This window comes from Stenotrophomonas sp. 05L413, from assembly GCF_056397945.1.
Genome location: NZ_JBFTOL010000004.1, coordinates 518,669 through 535,142, shown reverse-complemented (window position 1 = coordinate 535,142; position 16,474 = coordinate 518,669). Strand labels below are relative to the sequence as shown.

At 65.5% G+C, this 16,474-nt stretch carries 15 protein-coding genes; 7 read left to right on the top strand and 8 right to left on the bottom strand.

Annotated elements, in window-relative coordinates; genetic code table 11:
- The first annotated feature begins 130 nt into the window (after positions 1–130).
- Entirely contained in the window at positions 131–709 is a 579-nt protein-coding gene (locus AC1DIQ_RS11590; protein WP_121040013.1) for a DUF1415 domain-containing protein, read from the top strand.
- Positions 700–1,500 (top strand): SDR family oxidoreductase, encoded by an 801-nt coding sequence (locus AC1DIQ_RS11585; RefSeq protein WP_478050072.1) that lies wholly within the window; start codon positions 700–702, stop codon positions 1,498–1,500. Before AC1DIQ_RS11590 ends, AC1DIQ_RS11585 begins: the two co-directional genes overlap by 10 nt.
- A 127-nt stretch (positions 1,501–1,627) precedes the next feature.
- Here AC1DIQ_RS11585 and AC1DIQ_RS11580 read toward each other — a convergent pair whose 3' ends face one another.
- Both AC1DIQ_RS11580 and AC1DIQ_RS11575 read right to left on the bottom strand, forming a co-directional pair.
- The gene (locus tag AC1DIQ_RS11580) at positions 1,628–3,664 is read right to left on the bottom strand and encodes a M3 family metallopeptidase (protein WP_478050071.1); all 2,037 of its coding nucleotides are present in this window, start codon (positions 3,662–3,664) and stop codon (positions 1,628–1,630) included.
- 118 nt (positions 3,665–3,782) lie between these two features.
- On the bottom strand, positions 3,783–4,895 hold the full coding sequence (locus AC1DIQ_RS11575; RefSeq protein WP_478050070.1) for a PLP-dependent cysteine synthase family protein: 1,113 nt from the start codon (positions 4,893–4,895) through the stop codon (positions 3,783–3,785).
- Between the two features lie 109 nt (positions 4,896–5,004).
- On the opposite strand from AC1DIQ_RS11575, the gene gloA reads away from it, so the two are divergent.
- Entirely contained in the window at positions 5,005–5,532 is a 528-nt protein-coding gene (gene gloA / locus AC1DIQ_RS11570) for a lactoylglutathione lyase (RefSeq protein WP_478050069.1), read from the top strand.
- Between the two features lie 48 nt (positions 5,533–5,580).
- Here gloA and AC1DIQ_RS11565 read toward each other — a convergent pair whose 3' ends face one another.
- The gene (locus tag AC1DIQ_RS11565) at positions 5,581–5,943 is read right to left on the bottom strand and encodes a hypothetical protein (protein WP_478050068.1); all 363 of its coding nucleotides are present in this window, start codon (positions 5,941–5,943) and stop codon (positions 5,581–5,583) included.
- A 183-nt stretch (positions 5,944–6,126) separates the two neighbouring features.
- Here AC1DIQ_RS11565 and AC1DIQ_RS11560 point away from each other — a divergent pair, with 183 nt between their 5' ends.
- Positions 6,127–6,561: a VOC family protein gene (locus AC1DIQ_RS11560; RefSeq protein WP_478050067.1), complete on the top strand. Its 435-nt coding sequence runs from the start codon at positions 6,127–6,129 to the stop codon at positions 6,559–6,561.
- Between the two features lie 72 nt (positions 6,562–6,633).
- Here the strand turns inward: AC1DIQ_RS11560 and AC1DIQ_RS11555 are convergent, their stop codons facing one another.
- Positions 6,634–7,095, bottom strand: coding sequence for a DUF2846 domain-containing protein (locus AC1DIQ_RS11555; RefSeq protein ID WP_244880171.1), 462 nt, complete (start codon positions 7,093–7,095; stop codon positions 6,634–6,636).
- A 286-nt stretch (positions 7,096–7,381) separates the two neighbouring features.
- Here AC1DIQ_RS11555 and AC1DIQ_RS11550 point away from each other — a divergent pair, with 286 nt between their 5' ends.
- Together AC1DIQ_RS11550 and AC1DIQ_RS11545 are read left to right on the top strand one after the other, a co-directional pair.
- Positions 7,382–8,653, top strand: a complete 1,272-nt coding sequence (locus AC1DIQ_RS11550; RefSeq protein WP_141059450.1) for a putative DNA modification/repair radical SAM protein — start codon at positions 7,382–7,384, stop codon at positions 8,651–8,653.
- A complete protein-coding gene (locus AC1DIQ_RS11545) occupies positions 8,650–10,110 on the top strand; it encodes a UdgX family uracil-DNA binding protein (RefSeq protein ID WP_478050066.1) in 1,461 nt (486 codons plus the stop codon). The genes AC1DIQ_RS11550 and AC1DIQ_RS11545 overlap by 4 nt, the downstream gene beginning before the upstream one ends.
- A 71-nt stretch (positions 10,111–10,181) precedes the next feature.
- Here the strand turns inward: AC1DIQ_RS11545 and AC1DIQ_RS11540 are convergent, their stop codons facing one another.
- From AC1DIQ_RS11540 to glmS, 4 genes are all read right to left on the bottom strand, one after another.
- Positions 10,182–11,978 (bottom strand): GmrSD restriction endonuclease domain-containing protein, encoded by a 1,797-nt coding sequence (locus AC1DIQ_RS11540; protein ID WP_313219542.1) that lies wholly within the window; start codon positions 11,976–11,978, stop codon positions 10,182–10,184.
- Positions 11,979–12,039: 61 nt separating this feature from the next.
- Positions 12,040–12,387 carry a hypothetical protein gene (locus AC1DIQ_RS11535; RefSeq protein ID WP_478050065.1) on the bottom strand — a complete coding sequence of 116 codons (348 nt, stop codon included), beginning with the start codon at positions 12,385–12,387 and terminating at the stop codon, positions 12,040–12,042.
- Positions 12,384–12,815, bottom strand: a complete 432-nt coding sequence (locus AC1DIQ_RS11530) for a CBS domain-containing protein (protein ID WP_152152316.1) — start codon at positions 12,813–12,815, stop codon at positions 12,384–12,386. Before AC1DIQ_RS11530 ends, AC1DIQ_RS11535 begins: the two co-directional genes overlap by 4 nt.
- 346 nt (positions 12,816–13,161) lie before the next feature.
- Complete coding sequence (gene glmS / locus AC1DIQ_RS11525; RefSeq protein WP_478050064.1) at positions 13,162–15,003, bottom strand: glutamine--fructose-6-phosphate transaminase (isomerizing); 1,842 nt, start codon at positions 15,001–15,003, stop codon at positions 13,162–13,164.
- A 204-nt stretch (positions 15,004–15,207) separates the two neighbouring features.
- Here glmS and AC1DIQ_RS11520 point away from each other — a divergent pair, with 204 nt between their 5' ends.
- Positions 15,208–16,473 carry an efflux RND transporter periplasmic adaptor subunit gene (locus AC1DIQ_RS11520; RefSeq protein ID WP_478050063.1) on the top strand — a complete coding sequence of 422 codons (1,266 nt, stop codon included), beginning with the start codon at positions 15,208–15,210 and terminating at the stop codon, positions 16,471–16,473.
- Position 16,474: the final 1 nt, after the last annotated feature.

The window sequence follows — 16,474 nt, the reverse complement described above, 5'->3', positions numbered from 1 at the left end:
TGCAAGTGATTGCCGGATAAGGATTTATCAGGATGACGGGTGTCCAGTTAATGGACAGTGGAGCCGAGCATCCGCCCGCTTCACCGCCGCGCCGTACAATCAACGGCCCCAGCCAGCGACACCGCCCGCCATGAACGATGCTTCCCCCACTGCCACCCACGACCCCATTGCCGAGACCCGGAAATGGCTGGAGCAGATCGTCATCGGCCTGAACCTGTGCCCGTTCGCCAAGGCGGTGTACGTGAAGGACCAGGTGCGGTTCGTGCTCAGCGATGCGACCACCCCGGAAGCCCTGGTGGAAGAGCTGGCCGAAGAGCTGATCCTGCTGCGCGATACGCCGGCCGAACAGATCGACACCACGTTGATCGTGCATCCGGACGTGCTGACCGATTTCCTGGATTACAACGATTTCCTCGACAACGCCGATGCCGCGATCGAAGCGCTGGACCTGCAGGGCATCCTGCAGGTGGCCAGCTTCCATCCGCAGTACCAGTTCGCCGGCGCGGCGCCGGATGACGTGAGCAACTACACCAACCGTGCGCCCTACCCGACCCTGCACCTGCTGCGCGAAGACAGCGTCGAGCGTGCGGTCGCCGCGTTCCCGGATCCGGACGTGATCGTGGAGCGCAACATCGACACGCTGGACAAGCTCGGCATCGAAGGCTGGACGCGCCTGCTGGGCCGCAACGACATGCCGCCGTGCCACTGACCCCGGCCATTCTCGACTGGCCGGCACAGCCGCTGCGCGATCGCGTGGTGGTCATCACCGGCGGTGCGCAGGGGGTGGGCCGCGGCATCGCGCAGTCGGTGCTGGGCGCTGGCGGAAGCGTGATGATCGCCGACCTGGATGCCGATGCCGGCAAGGCCTGTTTGACCGAATGGGCGCTACCGGAGCGCGCGGCGTTCCAGCGCGCGGACGTGGCCAGCGAGCGCAGTGTGCAGGCGCTGATCAAGGCGACGCTGAAGCGCTTTGGCCGTATGGATGGCCTGGTCAACAATGCCGGCATCGCCAGTGCCCATGGCACGCCGTTGGCGGAGATGTCGCTGGCTGAGTGGCAACGCCGCCTTTCCAGCCTGCATGGCGCCTTCCTGTGCAGCAAACACGCCCTGCCCGCCCTGCGCGAGCATGCCGGGGCCATCGTCAACATCGCCTCGACGCGTGCATGGCAGTCCGAACCGGACAGTGAAGCCTATGCCGCGGCCAAAGGCGGGCTGGTCGCCTTCACCCATGCACTCGCGGTGAGCGAAGGGCCGGCGGTGCGGGTCAACAGCATCAGCCCCGGCTGGATCACCACCGATGCCTGGCAGGCACCGTCACGCCGGCGCACGCCAAAGCTCTCGCGCCGCGATCAGGCGCAGCATCCGGTCGGCCGGGTTGGCCAGCCGCCGGACATCGGCGCGCTGGCGGTGTTCCTGCTCTCGGACCTGGCCGGTTTCATCACCGGCCAGGACCACATCGTCGACGGGGGCATGACCCGCAAGATGATCTACGCCGAATGAGCCACGTGCCGTCCGATCAGGCTGCCGGGTAGTGCCGGCCGCTGGCCGGCTCCTCACGTTGCATGACACCCCGCCCCTGGCGGCAGGATGCAGAGTCGGCCAGCGGCCGGCACTACCGTCACCGGGGTCACAACACCATCCCGTTGTGCCGCAGCAGCGCGTCCACGGTCGGCGCGCGCCCACGGAACGCAGCGAAGTTTTCTGCCGCACTCCGGCTGCCGCCCCGTGAGAGCACTTCATCGCGGAACCGCTGACCGGTCTCGGTCACCTTGTCCGGCGCTTCCTCGAAGGCGGCATAGGCATCGGCGCTGAGCACTTCGGCCCACTTGTAGCTGTAGTAGCCCGCCGCATAGCCACCGGCAAAAATGTGGCTGAACTGATTGGGGAAGCGATTCCAGGCCGGCGGTCGGTTGACCGCCACCTCATCGCGCACGCGCTCCAGCAGGACCTGCACGCTGTCCTGGGTCGGGTCGAAATCGCTGTGCAGCTGCATGTCGAACAGGGCGAACTCCAGCTGTCGCACGGTGAACATGCCGCTCTGGAAATTGCGTGCGGCCAGCATGCGGTCAAACAACGCACGCGGCAGCGGCTCGCCGGTAGTTACGTGTGCGGTCATCGCCTGCACGCGCTCCCATTCCCAGCAGAAGTTCTCCATGAACTGGCTCGGCAGTTCCACCGCGTCCCACTCCACGCCGTTGATGCCGGCCACGCCGAGCTCGCCGATGCGGGTCAGCAACTGATGCAGCCCATGCCCCATTTCATGGAACAGCGTGGTCACATCGCTGTGGCTGAAGGTCGCCGGTTGCCCCGCGGCCCCCTTGCCGAAGTTGCAGACCAGGTACACCAGCGGCGTCTGCACACCGGCAGCGGTCTCGCGGCGGTTACGGCAATCGTCCATCCACGCGCCACCACGCTTGCCTTCGCGCGCGTACAGGTCCAGATAGAACTGACCCACCAGCGCGCCCTGCGCATCGACCACCCGGAAGAAGCGCACATCCGGATGCCACACCGGCGCGCTGTCCGGCTGCACCTCCAGCCCGTAGAGGCTGCGGATCACGCTGAACAGGCCGTCCAACACCTTCGGCTCGGTGAAGTACTGCTTCACGTCCTGCTCGGAATAGCTGTAACGCGCCTGCTTCAGCTTCTCCGCCGCGAAGGCCAGGTCCCACGCTTCCAGCGCGGCCAGGGCCAGCTCGTCGCGCGCGAAGGCCTCCAGCTCGGCACGGTCGCGCTGTGCGTACGGCTTGGCGCGCGCGGCGAGATCGCGCAGGAAGCCCAGCACCTGCGGCGCATCCTCGGCCATCTTGGTGGCGATCGAATATTCGGCGTAGTTGGCGAAGCCCAGCAGCGCAGCCAGCTCCGCACGCAACGCCAGCACGCGATCGATGTTGCCGCTGTTGTCCAGCGCGGCATCGCCGAACTCGGAGGCGCGGACCGCGTTGGCGCGATACAGCGCCTCGCGCAGCGGCCGATGTTCGGCGTAGGTCTGCACCGGGATGTAGCACGGCATCTGCAGGGTCAGCTTCCAGCCGGTCAGGCCATCCTTCTCTGCGGCAGCGCGGGCAGCGGCGATCACATCGTCCGGCAGGCCAGCCAGTTCGGCACGGTCTTCCACGTGCAACGACCAGGCATCGGTCGCATCAAGCACATTCTGCGAGAACGTCGCCGACAGCGCGGACAGTTCCTCGCGGATCGCGCTGTAGCGCGCCTTGCCGGCGTCATCGAGTTCAGCACCCCCCAGGCGGAAATCGCGCAGGGCATTGTCCAGCACCTTGCGGCGTGCCGGATCGTACTGCGCCGCTTCCGGCGCGGCGGCCAGGGCCCGGTACTGCTGGTAGAGCGCCAGGTTCTGGCCCAGTGCGCTGCCGAAGCGCGTCACCTTGGGCAGGTTGGCGTTGTAGGCCTCGCGCAGCGCCGGGGTGTTCACGACGGCCTGCAGGTGGCCCACCTGCCCCCACGCACGCCACAGGCGCTCGGTGGCGTCATCCAGCGGATCGGCGAAGGTCGCCCAGGTCACCGGGGTAACCGTCTCGGCGGTCGTTACTGCCGCTTCGGCCTCGGCCAGCAGGGCGTCGATCGCCGGGGCGATGTGCTCGGGCTGGATCGAATCGAAATGCGGCAGGCCGGAAAAATCGAGCAGGGGGTTGGTGGGGGTCACAGGCATCTCCAGACAACGGGGCCGCTGCAGCGGCATCACCCCACGATATGGCATTGCCCCCTGCCCCGCACAAGGCCCCGGCGTGCACCGATGGGCCAGGTTCACGCCACGCCCGGTGTCCCGCTCAGTACAACGCTTCCAGCGAAACGCAGGGCAGCACCGGCAGGCCCTGCCCCACCACCGCCGCGGCGAGCTGGGCATCGGCACCCTCCACGTCGATGCCCTGCTTCGGGTACCACTCGGGGTTGTAGTAGCTGTGCGCGTAGCGCTCGCCGCTGTCGCACAGGATGGTCACGATCGAGCCGCTGCGCCCGGCATCGCGCATCAGCTGCGCGGCCTGCAGCACGCCGATGAAATTGGTGCCGGTGGAGCCACCCACGCGGCGGCCCAGCTGGCGGCTGACGTGGCGCATCGCGGCCAGGCTCAGCGCGTCGGGCACCTTGACCATCGCATCGACACTGGTCGGGATGAAGCTGGATTCCACCCGCGGCCGGCCGATGCCTTCCACGCGCGAGCCGCCACTGCAGGTCAGCTCACGCCAGGGCTGCCCGGCCAGCGCGGCGCAGTAGCCGTCGTAGAACACCGACACTTCCGGGTCCGCACACAGGATGCGCGTGTCATGCCGGCGGTAGCTCACGTAGCGGCCCAGCGTGGCCGCGGTACCGCCGGTGCCCGGGCTGCACACGATCCACTCCGGCACCGGGTGCGGCTCCTCGGCCATCTGCTTGAAGATCGATTCGGCGATGTTGTTGTTGGCACGCCAGTCGGTGGCGCGCTCGGCGTAGGTGAACTGGTCCATGAAGTGGCCGCCGGTTTCGCGGGCCAGCGCTTCCGAATCGCAGTTGAGGTCGCACGCACGCTCCACCAGATGGCAGCGGCCGCCGTGGAACTCGATCGCCGCGATCTTCTCCGGCGAGGTGGTGGCCGGCATCACGGCGATGAACGGCAGGCCCAGCAGCCGGGCGAAATACGCCTCGGATACTGCCGTGGAACCGCTGGAGGCTTCGATCACCGGGCGCCCTTCGCGCAGCCAGCCGTTGGTCAGCGCGTACAGGAACAGCGAGCGCGCCAGCCGATGCTTCAGGCTGCCGGTGGGATGGCTGGACTCGTCCTTGAAATACAGGTCGATGCCCTCGAACCCGGGCAGGTCCATCGGAATCAGGTGGGTATCGGCCGATCGGTTGAAATCGGCTTCGATCTTGCGGATGGCGGCGGCCACCCATTCACGCTGGGACATGATGAACGCTGCTCAGGGAGACGCACCATTCTACCCGTCACCCCCTCCCGCCGGGACCGCTAAAATGGCACGTCCGCCGCGCCGATGCGGCCCCCGCCCCAGGATCCCCATGAGCCTTGCCGCCTTCCAGAACCAACCGGGTGTCGCCGCCCAGGTGCCCGCCGACACCGCCGGCTTCGTGTTCAACCACACCATGCTGCGCGTCAAGGACGCCACCGCTTCGCTGGATTTCTACACCCGCGTGCTCGGCTTCCGCCTGATCGATCTGCGCCACTTCCCCGACGCCGACTTCAGCCTGTACTTCCTGGCCCTGCTGCCGGCCGGCACGCAGATTCCCGAGGGCGACGACGCCCGCCGCGTCTGGATGGCCGGGATTCCCGGCGTGCTGGAGCTGACCCACAACCACGGCACTGAAACCCAGGCCGGCGCGGTCTATCACGACGGCAACAGCGATCCGCGCGGCTTCGGCCATATCTGCGTCTCCGTGCCGGACATCCAGGCTGCCTGCAAGCGCTTCGATGCGCTGCAGGTGCCCTACCAGAAGCGCCTGGAAGACGGCCGCATGAAGCACCTGGCCTTCATCAAGGATCCGGATGGCTACTGGGTGGAGATCATCTCCAACACCCCGATCACCTGACCCCTGCCTCTCCACGACGCGCCGGCACGTACCGGCGCGTCGTGGGCGTCATGGCTGGACCTGGAATTCGAAGGCCGCATGGAACGGCGCCTTCGGTGGCACGAACAACGTTTTCCCGGCAAATCCCGCATCCACGCAGCGCGCGACCGCCTCCTCGCCTTCGCGCCAGGTCCGCACTACCTTGCCCTGTGCATCCAGCTGCAGCATCACGGTGAACGGCGCCAGCGTCTCCGGCGCGGGGGTCGGCATGCACCGCGCGAAACTCGCGCCGCCCACCCGGCTCATGCTGTCCAGCATTTCCGTGTACGCCGCCGGCGCCAAGCTGGCTTCATCACGCTGCGCCAGTGCGCGCACCTGTTCATAGCCGGCGTCGCCTGCGACCGCCTGGGCCATCATCACCATCCACAGCATCGTTCCCTCCTCCGCCTGCGCGTTCATGACGCCAGCGCGCAGCGTAGGTCAGTGCGCGGGCAGGCGGAAGGGCCGTGGCCGACACAGGCCTGCACGTGGTCAGCAAGATCGACCCTGCGGTAATGCCCCGGGCCGCCGCCAGTGGTATATCTGCGCCCGGTCCCACCACCCAATGGAGTCGGTATGGAAACGATGGAACTGCACCGCGGCCGCCTGCTCGACCACCTGCAGCTGGTGGTCCGGGATCTTGCCGCCAGCCGCCGCTTTTACCAGGCCGTGTTCGACACGATCGGCATTCCGATCGCCGGCGAAGGCGACACCTACTTCTGGGCCGATGAGCTGTTCATTTCCACCCCCGACAGCGAGGCTGCACTGGGCCAGCTCACCGGCCGGCATCATCTCGCCTTCCAGGCCCGCGACCGCGCCACCGTTGAGGCCTTCCACCGGGCGGCACTGGCCAACGGTGGCAAGGACAACGGTGCGCCGGGCGAGCGGCCCTACCACCCCGGCTACTACGCCGCCTTCGCACTGGACCCGGATGGCAACAACATCGAAGTGGTGTTCCATGGCCCGGCCACGTACAGCGCGGACTCGGTGAAGGTGAGCTTCTCGCAGTAGACGGCCGCGCCCGTAGTTCCGTCCCGGGACGGGCACGCCATGCGCGCCCGCCCGGTCAGCATCGTGCGCGGATCAGCGCGAACACGTGCCCTTGCGCGCCATCTTCAACCCGGCCACCTGGCGGCGACCGTCGGCTTCGGGCACTACGTCCAGCTTGGCACCGCCCACGAACACGCCCATCCGGATCGACTGCTGGATGAAGTAGTTGCGACCCGATTCGGTCTGCACCTTCAGGTCGTTCGGCGAGAACTCCGATTCGGTCGAGAAGGTGTGCTCACGATCGCCCGGCACCGTGGTGTAGAAGAACACCTTGTCGGCGCTTTCGCCCAGGCATTCGCCATCGATCCAGATGTCCTTCCTCAGCGCCTTGCCGACGAAGCTGTTGCGGAACACATACACCCCGGCGGTGCCCGCTTCGGGCGTCGGGAAGGTCTTGGCGGTCTCCACCATGCCCTTGTCGGCCATCGGCACGCTTGCACAGCCAGACAACATGGCGATGGCCGCGGCCATTCCCAGCAACGAAATCCTGTTCACGTACTGCCCCCTGATGGTTGGATGAGAGGCGACGCGATTCCGGAGGGGACCTACCAGGCCAAACACTGCGCGCAATCACAGATGCCGTGTTGCCGTGCCGTTCCTGGCCCGTCTGCTTCCCTGCCGGCACCTGCGGCACCGGGGCGAAGTCTAGCCGGGAATGTGAAGAACGTGAATGGGCGCGCGGCGCGAGCCGGCGGACCGTTCCTTCGGCGTGGCGTGAACGCTTCAGGGTGCGCCGCCGCCAATCTCACTGGATGAGATCGCCCCTGCTTAGGGTGCCCGCATGGACACCCTGCGCAAGCTCGCCATCCTCGCCGATGCCGCCAAGTACGACGCCTCCTGCGCCTCCAGCGGCGCGGGAAAGCGGAACTCGGTCAAATCCGGTGGCATCGGCAGCACCGAGGGCGCGGGGATCTGTCACAGCTATACCCCGGATGGGCGGTGCGTCTCGTTGCTGAAGATCCTGCTGACCAACTTCTGCATCTACGACTGCGCCTATTGCGTGAACCGGGTATCGAGCAACGTGCAGCGGGCGCGCTTCAGCGTGGACGAGGTGGTCGCGCTGACCATGGATTTTTACAAGCGCAATTACATCGAGGGCCTGTTCCTTTCCAGCGGCATCATCCGCAACGCCGACTACACGATGGAACGCATGGTGGAAGTGGCGCGGGTGCTGCGCCAGGAACATCGGTTCGCCGGATACATCCACCTGAAGACCATTCCCGAGGCCTCGCCCGAACTGCTGGCTGCCGCCGGGCGTTATGCCGATCGCCTGTCGATCAACATCGAACTGCCCACTGAAGACGGACTGGCCAGTTACGCCCCGGAAAAGTCGATGCCCTCCATCCGTGGCGCGATGGGCGAGCTCAGCTGGCGGATCGAGGAGGCCAAGGAGGCGCGCAAGGCGACCGCTACCCTGCCGCTGGCCGACCCGGCCCCGCGCACCCGGAAACCGCGAGCGCCGCGCTTCGCACCGGCCGGGCAAAGTACACAGATGATCGTCGGTGCCGACGGCGCGAGCGACCTGCAGATCCTGGGCGCGGCGGACAACCTGTATGGCAATTACCACATGCGCCGGGTTTACTATTCCGCGTTCAGCCCGATCCCCGATGCCAGCAAAGCGCTGCCGCTGCAAGCGCCGCCACTGGCGCGTGAGCACCGGCTGTATCAGGCTGACTGGCTGCTGCGCTTTTACGGCTACGGGGTGGAAGAGATTACCGACACCACCCAGGGCGGCATGCTCGACCTGGACATCGATCCGAAAATGGCCTGGGCGATCCGACACCCCGAGCGTTTTCCGGTGGACGTCAATACGGCGCCGAAGGAATTGCTGTTGCGTATTCCCGGCTTGGGCGTGCGCAACGTCAAGCGCGTGTTGATGGCGCGCCGCCATGGCCGCCTGCGGGTGGCCGACGTGGCCCGGCTGCGCGCGCCGATGAGCAAACTATTACCGTTCGTCCAGCTGGCCGACCACCATCCGCGCAAGCAGCTGGATGATCCTGCCACCCTGCGCGCGCGATTGGCGCCGCCACCGAAGCAGGGTGCGTTGTTTTGACTGGTCCGGCACGTACTGACCTGCAGCGCTGGAGCGCGCGGGTGGACCCGGCGTGGTCGCTGCAGGCATGGCGCGCGGTAGCGCGGGCGGCATTGCAGCGACAGGTCACACCGCCCCAGCTGGACTGGCTCGATGCCGGCGACGGCTCGCTGCTGGATGCCCCTTCGGTGCTGGCTGCGCCACTACCGGTGCAGCCCACGCCGACGCAGGCCGCGGTACCCCGTGACTTTCTCGAACTGGCCGCCACCTGCCTGTGCCACCGTGAACCGCAGCGACTGGCGCTGCTGTACCGGATGCTGTGGCGCATAACCCACGGCGAGCGCCGCCTGCTGACCAACCCGGCCGACCCCGACGTGGTGCGCGCCATGGCCCTGGCGCAGGCAGTACGCCGCGATGCGCACAAAATGAAGGCGTTCGTGCGCTTCCGGGAAGTACCCGGCGAGCAAGAGGCGTTCATTGCCTGGTTCGAGCCAGACCACCACATCGTGGACCGGGTGGCGCCCTTCTTCGCGCGTCGCTTCGCCGGCATGCGGTGGGCGATCCTGACCCCGACGCGCAGCGCGCGATGGGATGGCAGCACGTTGTCATTCGGCCCCGGCGGCAGCCAGGAGCAGGCGCCGCGCGAGGACGCGCGCGAAGAATTGTGGCGCACCTACTACGCCAATATCTTCAACCCGGCCCGGCTCAACACGCGCATGATGCGGCAGGAAATGCCCGCCAGGTACTGGAAACACCTGCCTGAAGCAACGCTGCTGCCGATGCTGGTGCGCGACGCTGGCGATCGCGTACAGGAGATGCATGACCGCGACGTGCAGGCACCGCAGCGCCGCATTCCCGACCGCCGGATTACCGCGCGTGCGCCGGCCACCGCCAACGGCGATGACCTGGATGCGCTGCGCACGGCGGCCATGGGATGCCGCCGCTGCCCACTATGGGAACCGGCCACCCAGACGGTGTTCGGTGAAGGGCCGCAGAACGCCAAGGTGATGCTGGTGGGCGAGCAGCCCGGCGACAGCGAAGACCTGAGCGGGCACCCCTTCGTGGGTCCGGCCGGGCAGCTGTTGAACCGCGCGTTGGCGGAACTTGATATTGACCGCAGCACGCTGTACATGACCAATGCGGTGAAGCACTTCAGGTTTGAGCGACGCGGCAAACGGCGCATCCACAGCAAGCCGCAGATGACCCACGTCACTGCGTGCAAACCGTGGCTGATGGCAGAAATAGAAAACGTGCGCCCGGCGGTGATCGTGTGCCTGGGGGCCACCGCGGCTACTGCCGTGTTCGGTGCGGGCTTTAACCTGATGGAGAAGCGCGGCCGCTGGCACTCGCTGGACGACGGCACGCGCGCATTCGCCACGGTGCACCCGGCGTGGGTACTGCGACAGGGCGAGGGCGAGGCGCGCGAGGCGGCGTATCGCGGGCTGGTGGAGGATCTGCGGCGTTTGTGCGCCGTGTAGCTGCTCCGGCGCGGGATCTGATATTGACCGAGGCCAGGTCAACTCCGAAGGTCAAGTCCGTCCTCCCTCGCCTACAGACCGGCGTAGTAGCGTTTGATCTTCTGCGCCATCAACCTGCGGCGCTCTGTAAGAAACGCATCGAAATTCTCGGGCTGATACGCCTGCAGTTCGTCTGGCAGGCAGTTTGCCTGCAGGTTTGCGCGCAAATCTGCCAGCCGAACAATGGCGCCATAGCGGGCCGTACCGGTTTCACACTGATCCAGCACAGCTGCCATGTAACTGGCCGGTGCGGTTTGGCCGATCTTGATGTTCACTTCCTGCTGCACGTAAACATAGTTCGCAACCTGGTTGTACTTGCTTCTGCTCAGACCACGGCCCTTCAGGAAATTCTTCGGGAATACATGGTGGATGTCGCCGTGGTGTGTGAGCATGTCGCGCACGGTGATGTCCTTGGACAGGAAGCCCCTGTCACCTTGATTTGCCTGCGCAGCCCAGAACACCTTGATGGCCGGAGCATTGACAGATGATGTGTTCAGTGCCTGGGGCAGTCCGAAGTCCCAGAAAGCATCGGACAAGTCGGCTGCCTCGATCTCACCAAGCACCTCGGCAATCGGACGCTCGTGCACGGCCTTGATGTCGCGGTCGAAACGCGATTCTGGCGAACCCGAATAGCGTCCGGTCAGCAACGACATGACAAACCAGCGCCGAACCCATGTTTCGATGTTCGGATCGTTGCCGAGGTCGCGCTTGAGTTTGAGGTAAAGCACATAGGCGAAGTTGAGGGCATTGACAGAGCCGATCATCGAGCTGTCCATGTAGCCCGCCGAGCGAATTATCATCAGGAAGCGCTTGAAGTGCGTCTCACTGATGAACTCCTTGACCCCCTCACCCAACGTCCTGAAGGACGCTTCTTCTATCTCCTTCTCGTAACTGCGGGTCTCGAAATTTCGACCCGATAGCAACCCGACAAGGTCGGACAATCGCCCACGGTTGAAGCGAGTAGTGAATGCCACACGCAGCATATCCGAGTAGCTTGGATCGTACAGATCGTCGTTCTCGCTCTTCAACCAGCGCATGGCCCGGAAGTAGTCGGTCTGAACGAATGCCTTGTCGTTCTTCTCGATATGCGCGTAGAACTCAGGAGCGATGGAAAGGTGGCAGAAGTAGTCGATTGCCTTGCGCAGCGTATTGCCATCGAACTCCTCATTGGCAGCAATCTTCGACATGGCAAAGTCGGCTTGACTGAGCACCACGCCTTTTGAATTGATGCGGATGAATATCTCGGTCACCGTCTCAATGTCCAGATCAGCCGCGAGTTCAATCAGGCCTACCTGCTTCTTGGTGATGTCGCACAACTTGTCCAACCGCTCGTAAAGCAGGTCTTCGTCCACATCCGGGTTCAGCTCGAGGTAGTCACGCCCGACTTTATGAGCCTTCAGGTCACCGCTGACGATTGGCGCGATGTCGGAGAACCAAGCCTTGTCCTTCTCGATGGCAGGATTGCTGACCTCAAACCGTTCTTCAATCGGGTGGAAAGCAATACGAATGTGCACCTGCAGATAGTCTTGATTGACGACCTGCTGCCCGGCAATCGCCGCAGTCAGCGCCGTGACCCGCTGCTGGCCGTCGATGAGAACCTTCTTCCCTTCTGCCAGGGAGCCGTCCTTCAGCTTCACGGTCGGATTGCGCCAAGCGATGATGTAACCGACCGGGAAGCCCTGGTACAGGCTATCCATCAGGTCTCGGACCTTACTTGCATCCCAGACGAAAGGTCGCTGTATTTCCGGAATTGCGATTTCGCCCGACCTGACCCAGCTCAGGAGGGTTTCAATCAAATGCTGGTTCACAGAGTACTTTTGCGACGACATACAGTCCTTTGAGCGTGTCAGGAAGCGGCAATGGTGAAGTATCCCATAGCGGACCGGGCGCTCAGCAGCTCAGGATGAGGTGGCCGGCCAGTGCGCCGCAGCCCGCCCACAGGCCGAGCATCAGCAAGAGCCCGGCGAAGGCGGTCACTACGCGCCAGCCCAGCCGTGCGCCCTTGCTGCGCGCGAAGACCCACCATGCCAGCAGCGGGCCCGCGATCAGGCCGCCGCCCAGCAGCGCCACCGCCAACCAGCCGATCCACTCGGGCTTGTGGCCGGCCTCAGGGGGACATTGGGTGGTGGCATATGCCGCCGGAATCAGCAGCAGGTTGAACAGTCCAACGGCGATGCGACGGGGACGCGTGCCGACGCGGGGTCGGCACCTGTCCGCGATGCCATGGGCTGGCGTCAATGCGCCGCCAGGTAGATATCCTGCAGTACCGCCTTTTCCAGCTCCAGCTCGCTGAGCAGATTCTTCACGATATCGCCAAGGCTCAGGATGCCGACCAGCTTGGCCCCTTCGGTCACCATCAGATGACGATGGCGGGAGTACGTCATCAGCGCCATGGCCTGCTTGAGGGTCGCGTCCGGGCCGATGCCTTCCAGCCCTGCCGACGGCAAGCTGGAAATGACCCGTCGGCCGGCCTGGGGACCATCTTCCGCAAGGCTGCGCACGATGTCCTTCTCGGACACGATCCGCACGGGCGCATCGTCCTTCATCACCACCAGGGCGGCGATCTTGTGCGCGCTCATCTTGTGCGCGGCGGCACCGATGGTGTCTTCCACATCGATGGTGACGATGGCTTCTTTCTTGGATTGCAGGAGTTCGCGGACGTTCATTCTTGTTTCCTGTTACAGGTTACTGAAGTCGAGAGATGCGCCTGGTTGCAGCGAGGTCGGTGGCAGTGCCACGCGGTCCTCGGTCACTCGATTCTACGACCGCACCCTGGGCCAGGAGTTTGCAAATCTGGGACGGTTCGTCGTGGAAAGCGTGAACGACCCTGAGAATGGCACCGTGACTAAAACCGTCGCTGAATGCCGCCGCAGGGTGAGACTAAAGTTCCGGTACCGATTGCCGGGTAGCCACCCCATGGGGTGGCTCTGCAACAGGGTGATCGCACAAAAAAAGGGTGACCCCGCAGGGCCACCCTGGATACGTGTCAGCGCAGCGTCGGCGGCGGACACATCACTCCACCGTCACGCTCTTGGCCAGGTTGCGCGGCTTGTCCACGTCTGTCCCGCGGGCCAGTGCGGTGTGGTAAGCCAGCAACTGCACCGGGATGGTGTGCACGACGGCGCTCAGCGCGCCCACATGGCGTGGGGTGCGGATCACATGCACGCCGTCGGACTCGACGAAGTTGCTGTCCTGGTCGGCGAACACGAACAGCTCACCACCGCGCGCACGCACTTCCTGCATGTTGGATTTGACCTTCTCCAACAGGCTGTCGTTCGGGGCGATCACCACCACCGGCATGTCCTCATCCACCAGCGCCAGCGGGCCGTGCTTGAGCTCACCGGCCGGATACGCCTCGGCGTGGATATAGGTGATCTCCTTGAGCTTGAGCGCGCCTTCCAGCGCGATCGGGTAATGCAGGCCACGCCCCAGGAACAGTGCACTGCTCTTGCGTGCGAAGCGTTCGGCCCATGCGGCGATCTGTGGCTCCATGTTCAGCGCGTGCTGCACGCTGCCCGGCAGGAAGCGCAGCTGCTCCAGGTAGTCCGCTTCCTGCACGGCGTCGATGCGGCCATGCAGCTTGCCCAGCACCACGGTGAGCTGGAACAGTGCCGCCAGCTGCGTAGTGAAGGCCTTGGTCGAGGCAACACCGATCTCGGCACCGGCACGGGTGTAGCAGACCAGTTCACTGGCGCGCGGAATCGCACTCTCGGGCACGTTGCAGATCGAGAGCGTATGCAGATGGCCGAGCGACTTGGCGTACTTGAGCGCTTCCATCGTATCCAGCGTTTCGCCGGACTGGGAGATGGTGACGATCAGGTGCTTGGGATTCACATAGGCAGCGCGGTAACGGTATTCGCTGGCGACTTCCACGCTGCACGGCAGGCCGGCAATCGCTTCGATCCAGTAACGCGCGGTCAAGCCGGCGTAGTAGCTGGTGCCGCAGGCAAGGATCTGCACACCTTCGATACCCGACAGCACGGCTTCGGCATTCTTGCCGAACAGGGTCGCCGGGAAGCCACCGGCGTCGATCGCCGCTTCGATGGTGTCGCCCAGCGCGCGCGGCTGCTCGTGGATTTCCTTCTGCATGAAGTGGCGGTACGGGCCCAGCTCCAGCGAGGCCAGCGACACATCCGACAGGTGCACCTCACGCACGATCGGCTGGTTGTGCTCGTCGTAGACCTGCACGCCGTCGCGGCGGATGTCGGCGGTGTCGCCCTCTTCCAGGAAGATCACCGTGCGGGTGGCCTGGAGGATCGCCGAGACATCGGAGGCGACGAAGTTCTCGCCCTCGCCCACGCCGACCAGCAGCGGGCAGCCCATGCGCGCACACACAAAGTGGTCCGGCTCGGCACGGCTCATCACCGCCAGCGCGTAGGCACCGGTCAATTCCTTGACCGTGCGCTGCAGCGCCGCCAGCAGGCTGTCGCCTTCCTTGAGGTGATGGTGCATCAGGTGCGCGATCACTTCGGTGTCGGTCTGCGACTCGAAGGTGTAGCCCAGCGCGCGCAGCTTCTCGCGCTGTTCTTCGTGGTTCTCGATGATGCCGTTGTGGACCAGTGCCACGCCGTGGCTGATGTGCGGGTGCGCATTGGCCTCGGTCACGCCACCGTGGGTGGCCCAGCGGGTGTGGCCGATGCCGAGCAGCGATTGGAAGCCTTCGCTCGTGGCGGCCTTCTCCATCTCGGCCACCCGGCCGGTACGGCGCACACGACGGACATCAGGCTCGGCGGCGGCGGTATCGATCACGGCAATGCCGGAGGAGTCGTAGCCCCGGTATTCCAGTCGCTTCAGGCCTTCGATGAGGACCGGTACCACGTCGCGATGCGCGATCGCTCCCACAATGCCGCACATAGATTCAGATCCCAGCTGGTTAGCCTCGCATTCTAGCGTGGCCGCCCCGGCGGCTTGGGCGCTGCCGGCTTAACGAAAGTGTCCGGTCCGGTGTCCGCGGACACGCGGACACGCCGCGCCGATCGCAAGCCCTTGTTTTGAAAGGGTGAAAAGTTGGCACGAAGTCTGCTTTGGTACTTCACAACCCAACCGCGAACGAGCCCCATGATCCGCGACACTTCCGCCCAGGACCAGACCCTTTCCTCGCATGCCGCGCCCGCCCCGTGGAAGCGCTGGCTGTGGCCGGCGGTCGCCGCCCTGGTCGTGCTGCTGGCGATCGGCTTCGCCGCCCGCGCCTGGCTCGGCGCCAGCCGCTCGTTCGACAGCGCACGTGTCCGCGTGGCCGAGGTCACCCGGGGCGACATGGTCCGCGACATCGCTGCGGACGGCCGTGTGATCGCGGCCAACAACCCGGTGCTGTATGCGATCTCCGCCGGCAACGTGGATCTGAAGGTCGTGGCCGGTGATGTGGTCAAGCAGGGCCAGCAGCTGGCCGTGATCGACAGCCCCGAGCTGCGCAGCAAGCTGGCCCAGGAACAGGCCACGCTGGCCGGGCTGCAGGCCGAGGCGAGCCGCGCGAGCCTGGATGCCACGCTGGCCCGCGCCACCGCCCAGAAAGACACCGACCAGGCCGTGATCGAACGCCAGGCCGCGGTGCGCGACCTGGAGCGCTACAAACGCGGCTTCGATGGTGGCGCGGTGCCGCAGGTGGATGTCGCCAAGGCCGAGGACACCGTCAAGAAGAGCGACATCCAGCTCGAGCACGCCCGCAAGGACGCCATGCTCAAGGCCCAGGGCGCCGATCTGGATGCGCGCAACAAGCGCCTGCTGGCCGACCGCCAGCGCGCCGTGGTCACCGAAGTCGAACGTCAGGTCGACGCGCTCACCCTGCGCGCGCCGTTCGATGGCCAGGTCGGCCAGGTGCAAGCCACCCAGCACACCAACGTCGTCGCCAATGCGCCGATCCTGGGCGTGGTCGACCTGTCCCGCTTCGAGATCGAGATCAAGGTGCCGGAGAGCTTCGCGCGCGAGCTGTCGATCGGCATGCCGGCACAGCTGACCGGCGGCAGCGGCCAGTTCGCCGGTGAGATCTCCGCGGTGTCCCCGGAAGTGGTCGCCGGTGAGGTCAACGCCCGCATCCGCTTTGCTGACAAGCAGCCACAGGGCCTGCGCCAGAGCCAGCGGATGCAGGCACGCGTGCTGCTCGATACCCGCCGCAACGCACTCAAGATCGAACGTGGCCCGTTCGTCGAACAGGGCAACGGCTACGCCTACGTCATGGACGGCAGCAGTGCGGTCCGTCGCCCGGTCAAGCTCGGTGTGAGCAGCCTGGGCGAAGTGGAAATCCTCTCTGGCCTGCAGCCCGGCGATCGCGTCGTGGTGTCCGGCAGTGATCTGTTCGGCGACGCCGAGCGCGTCTCCATCAACTGAT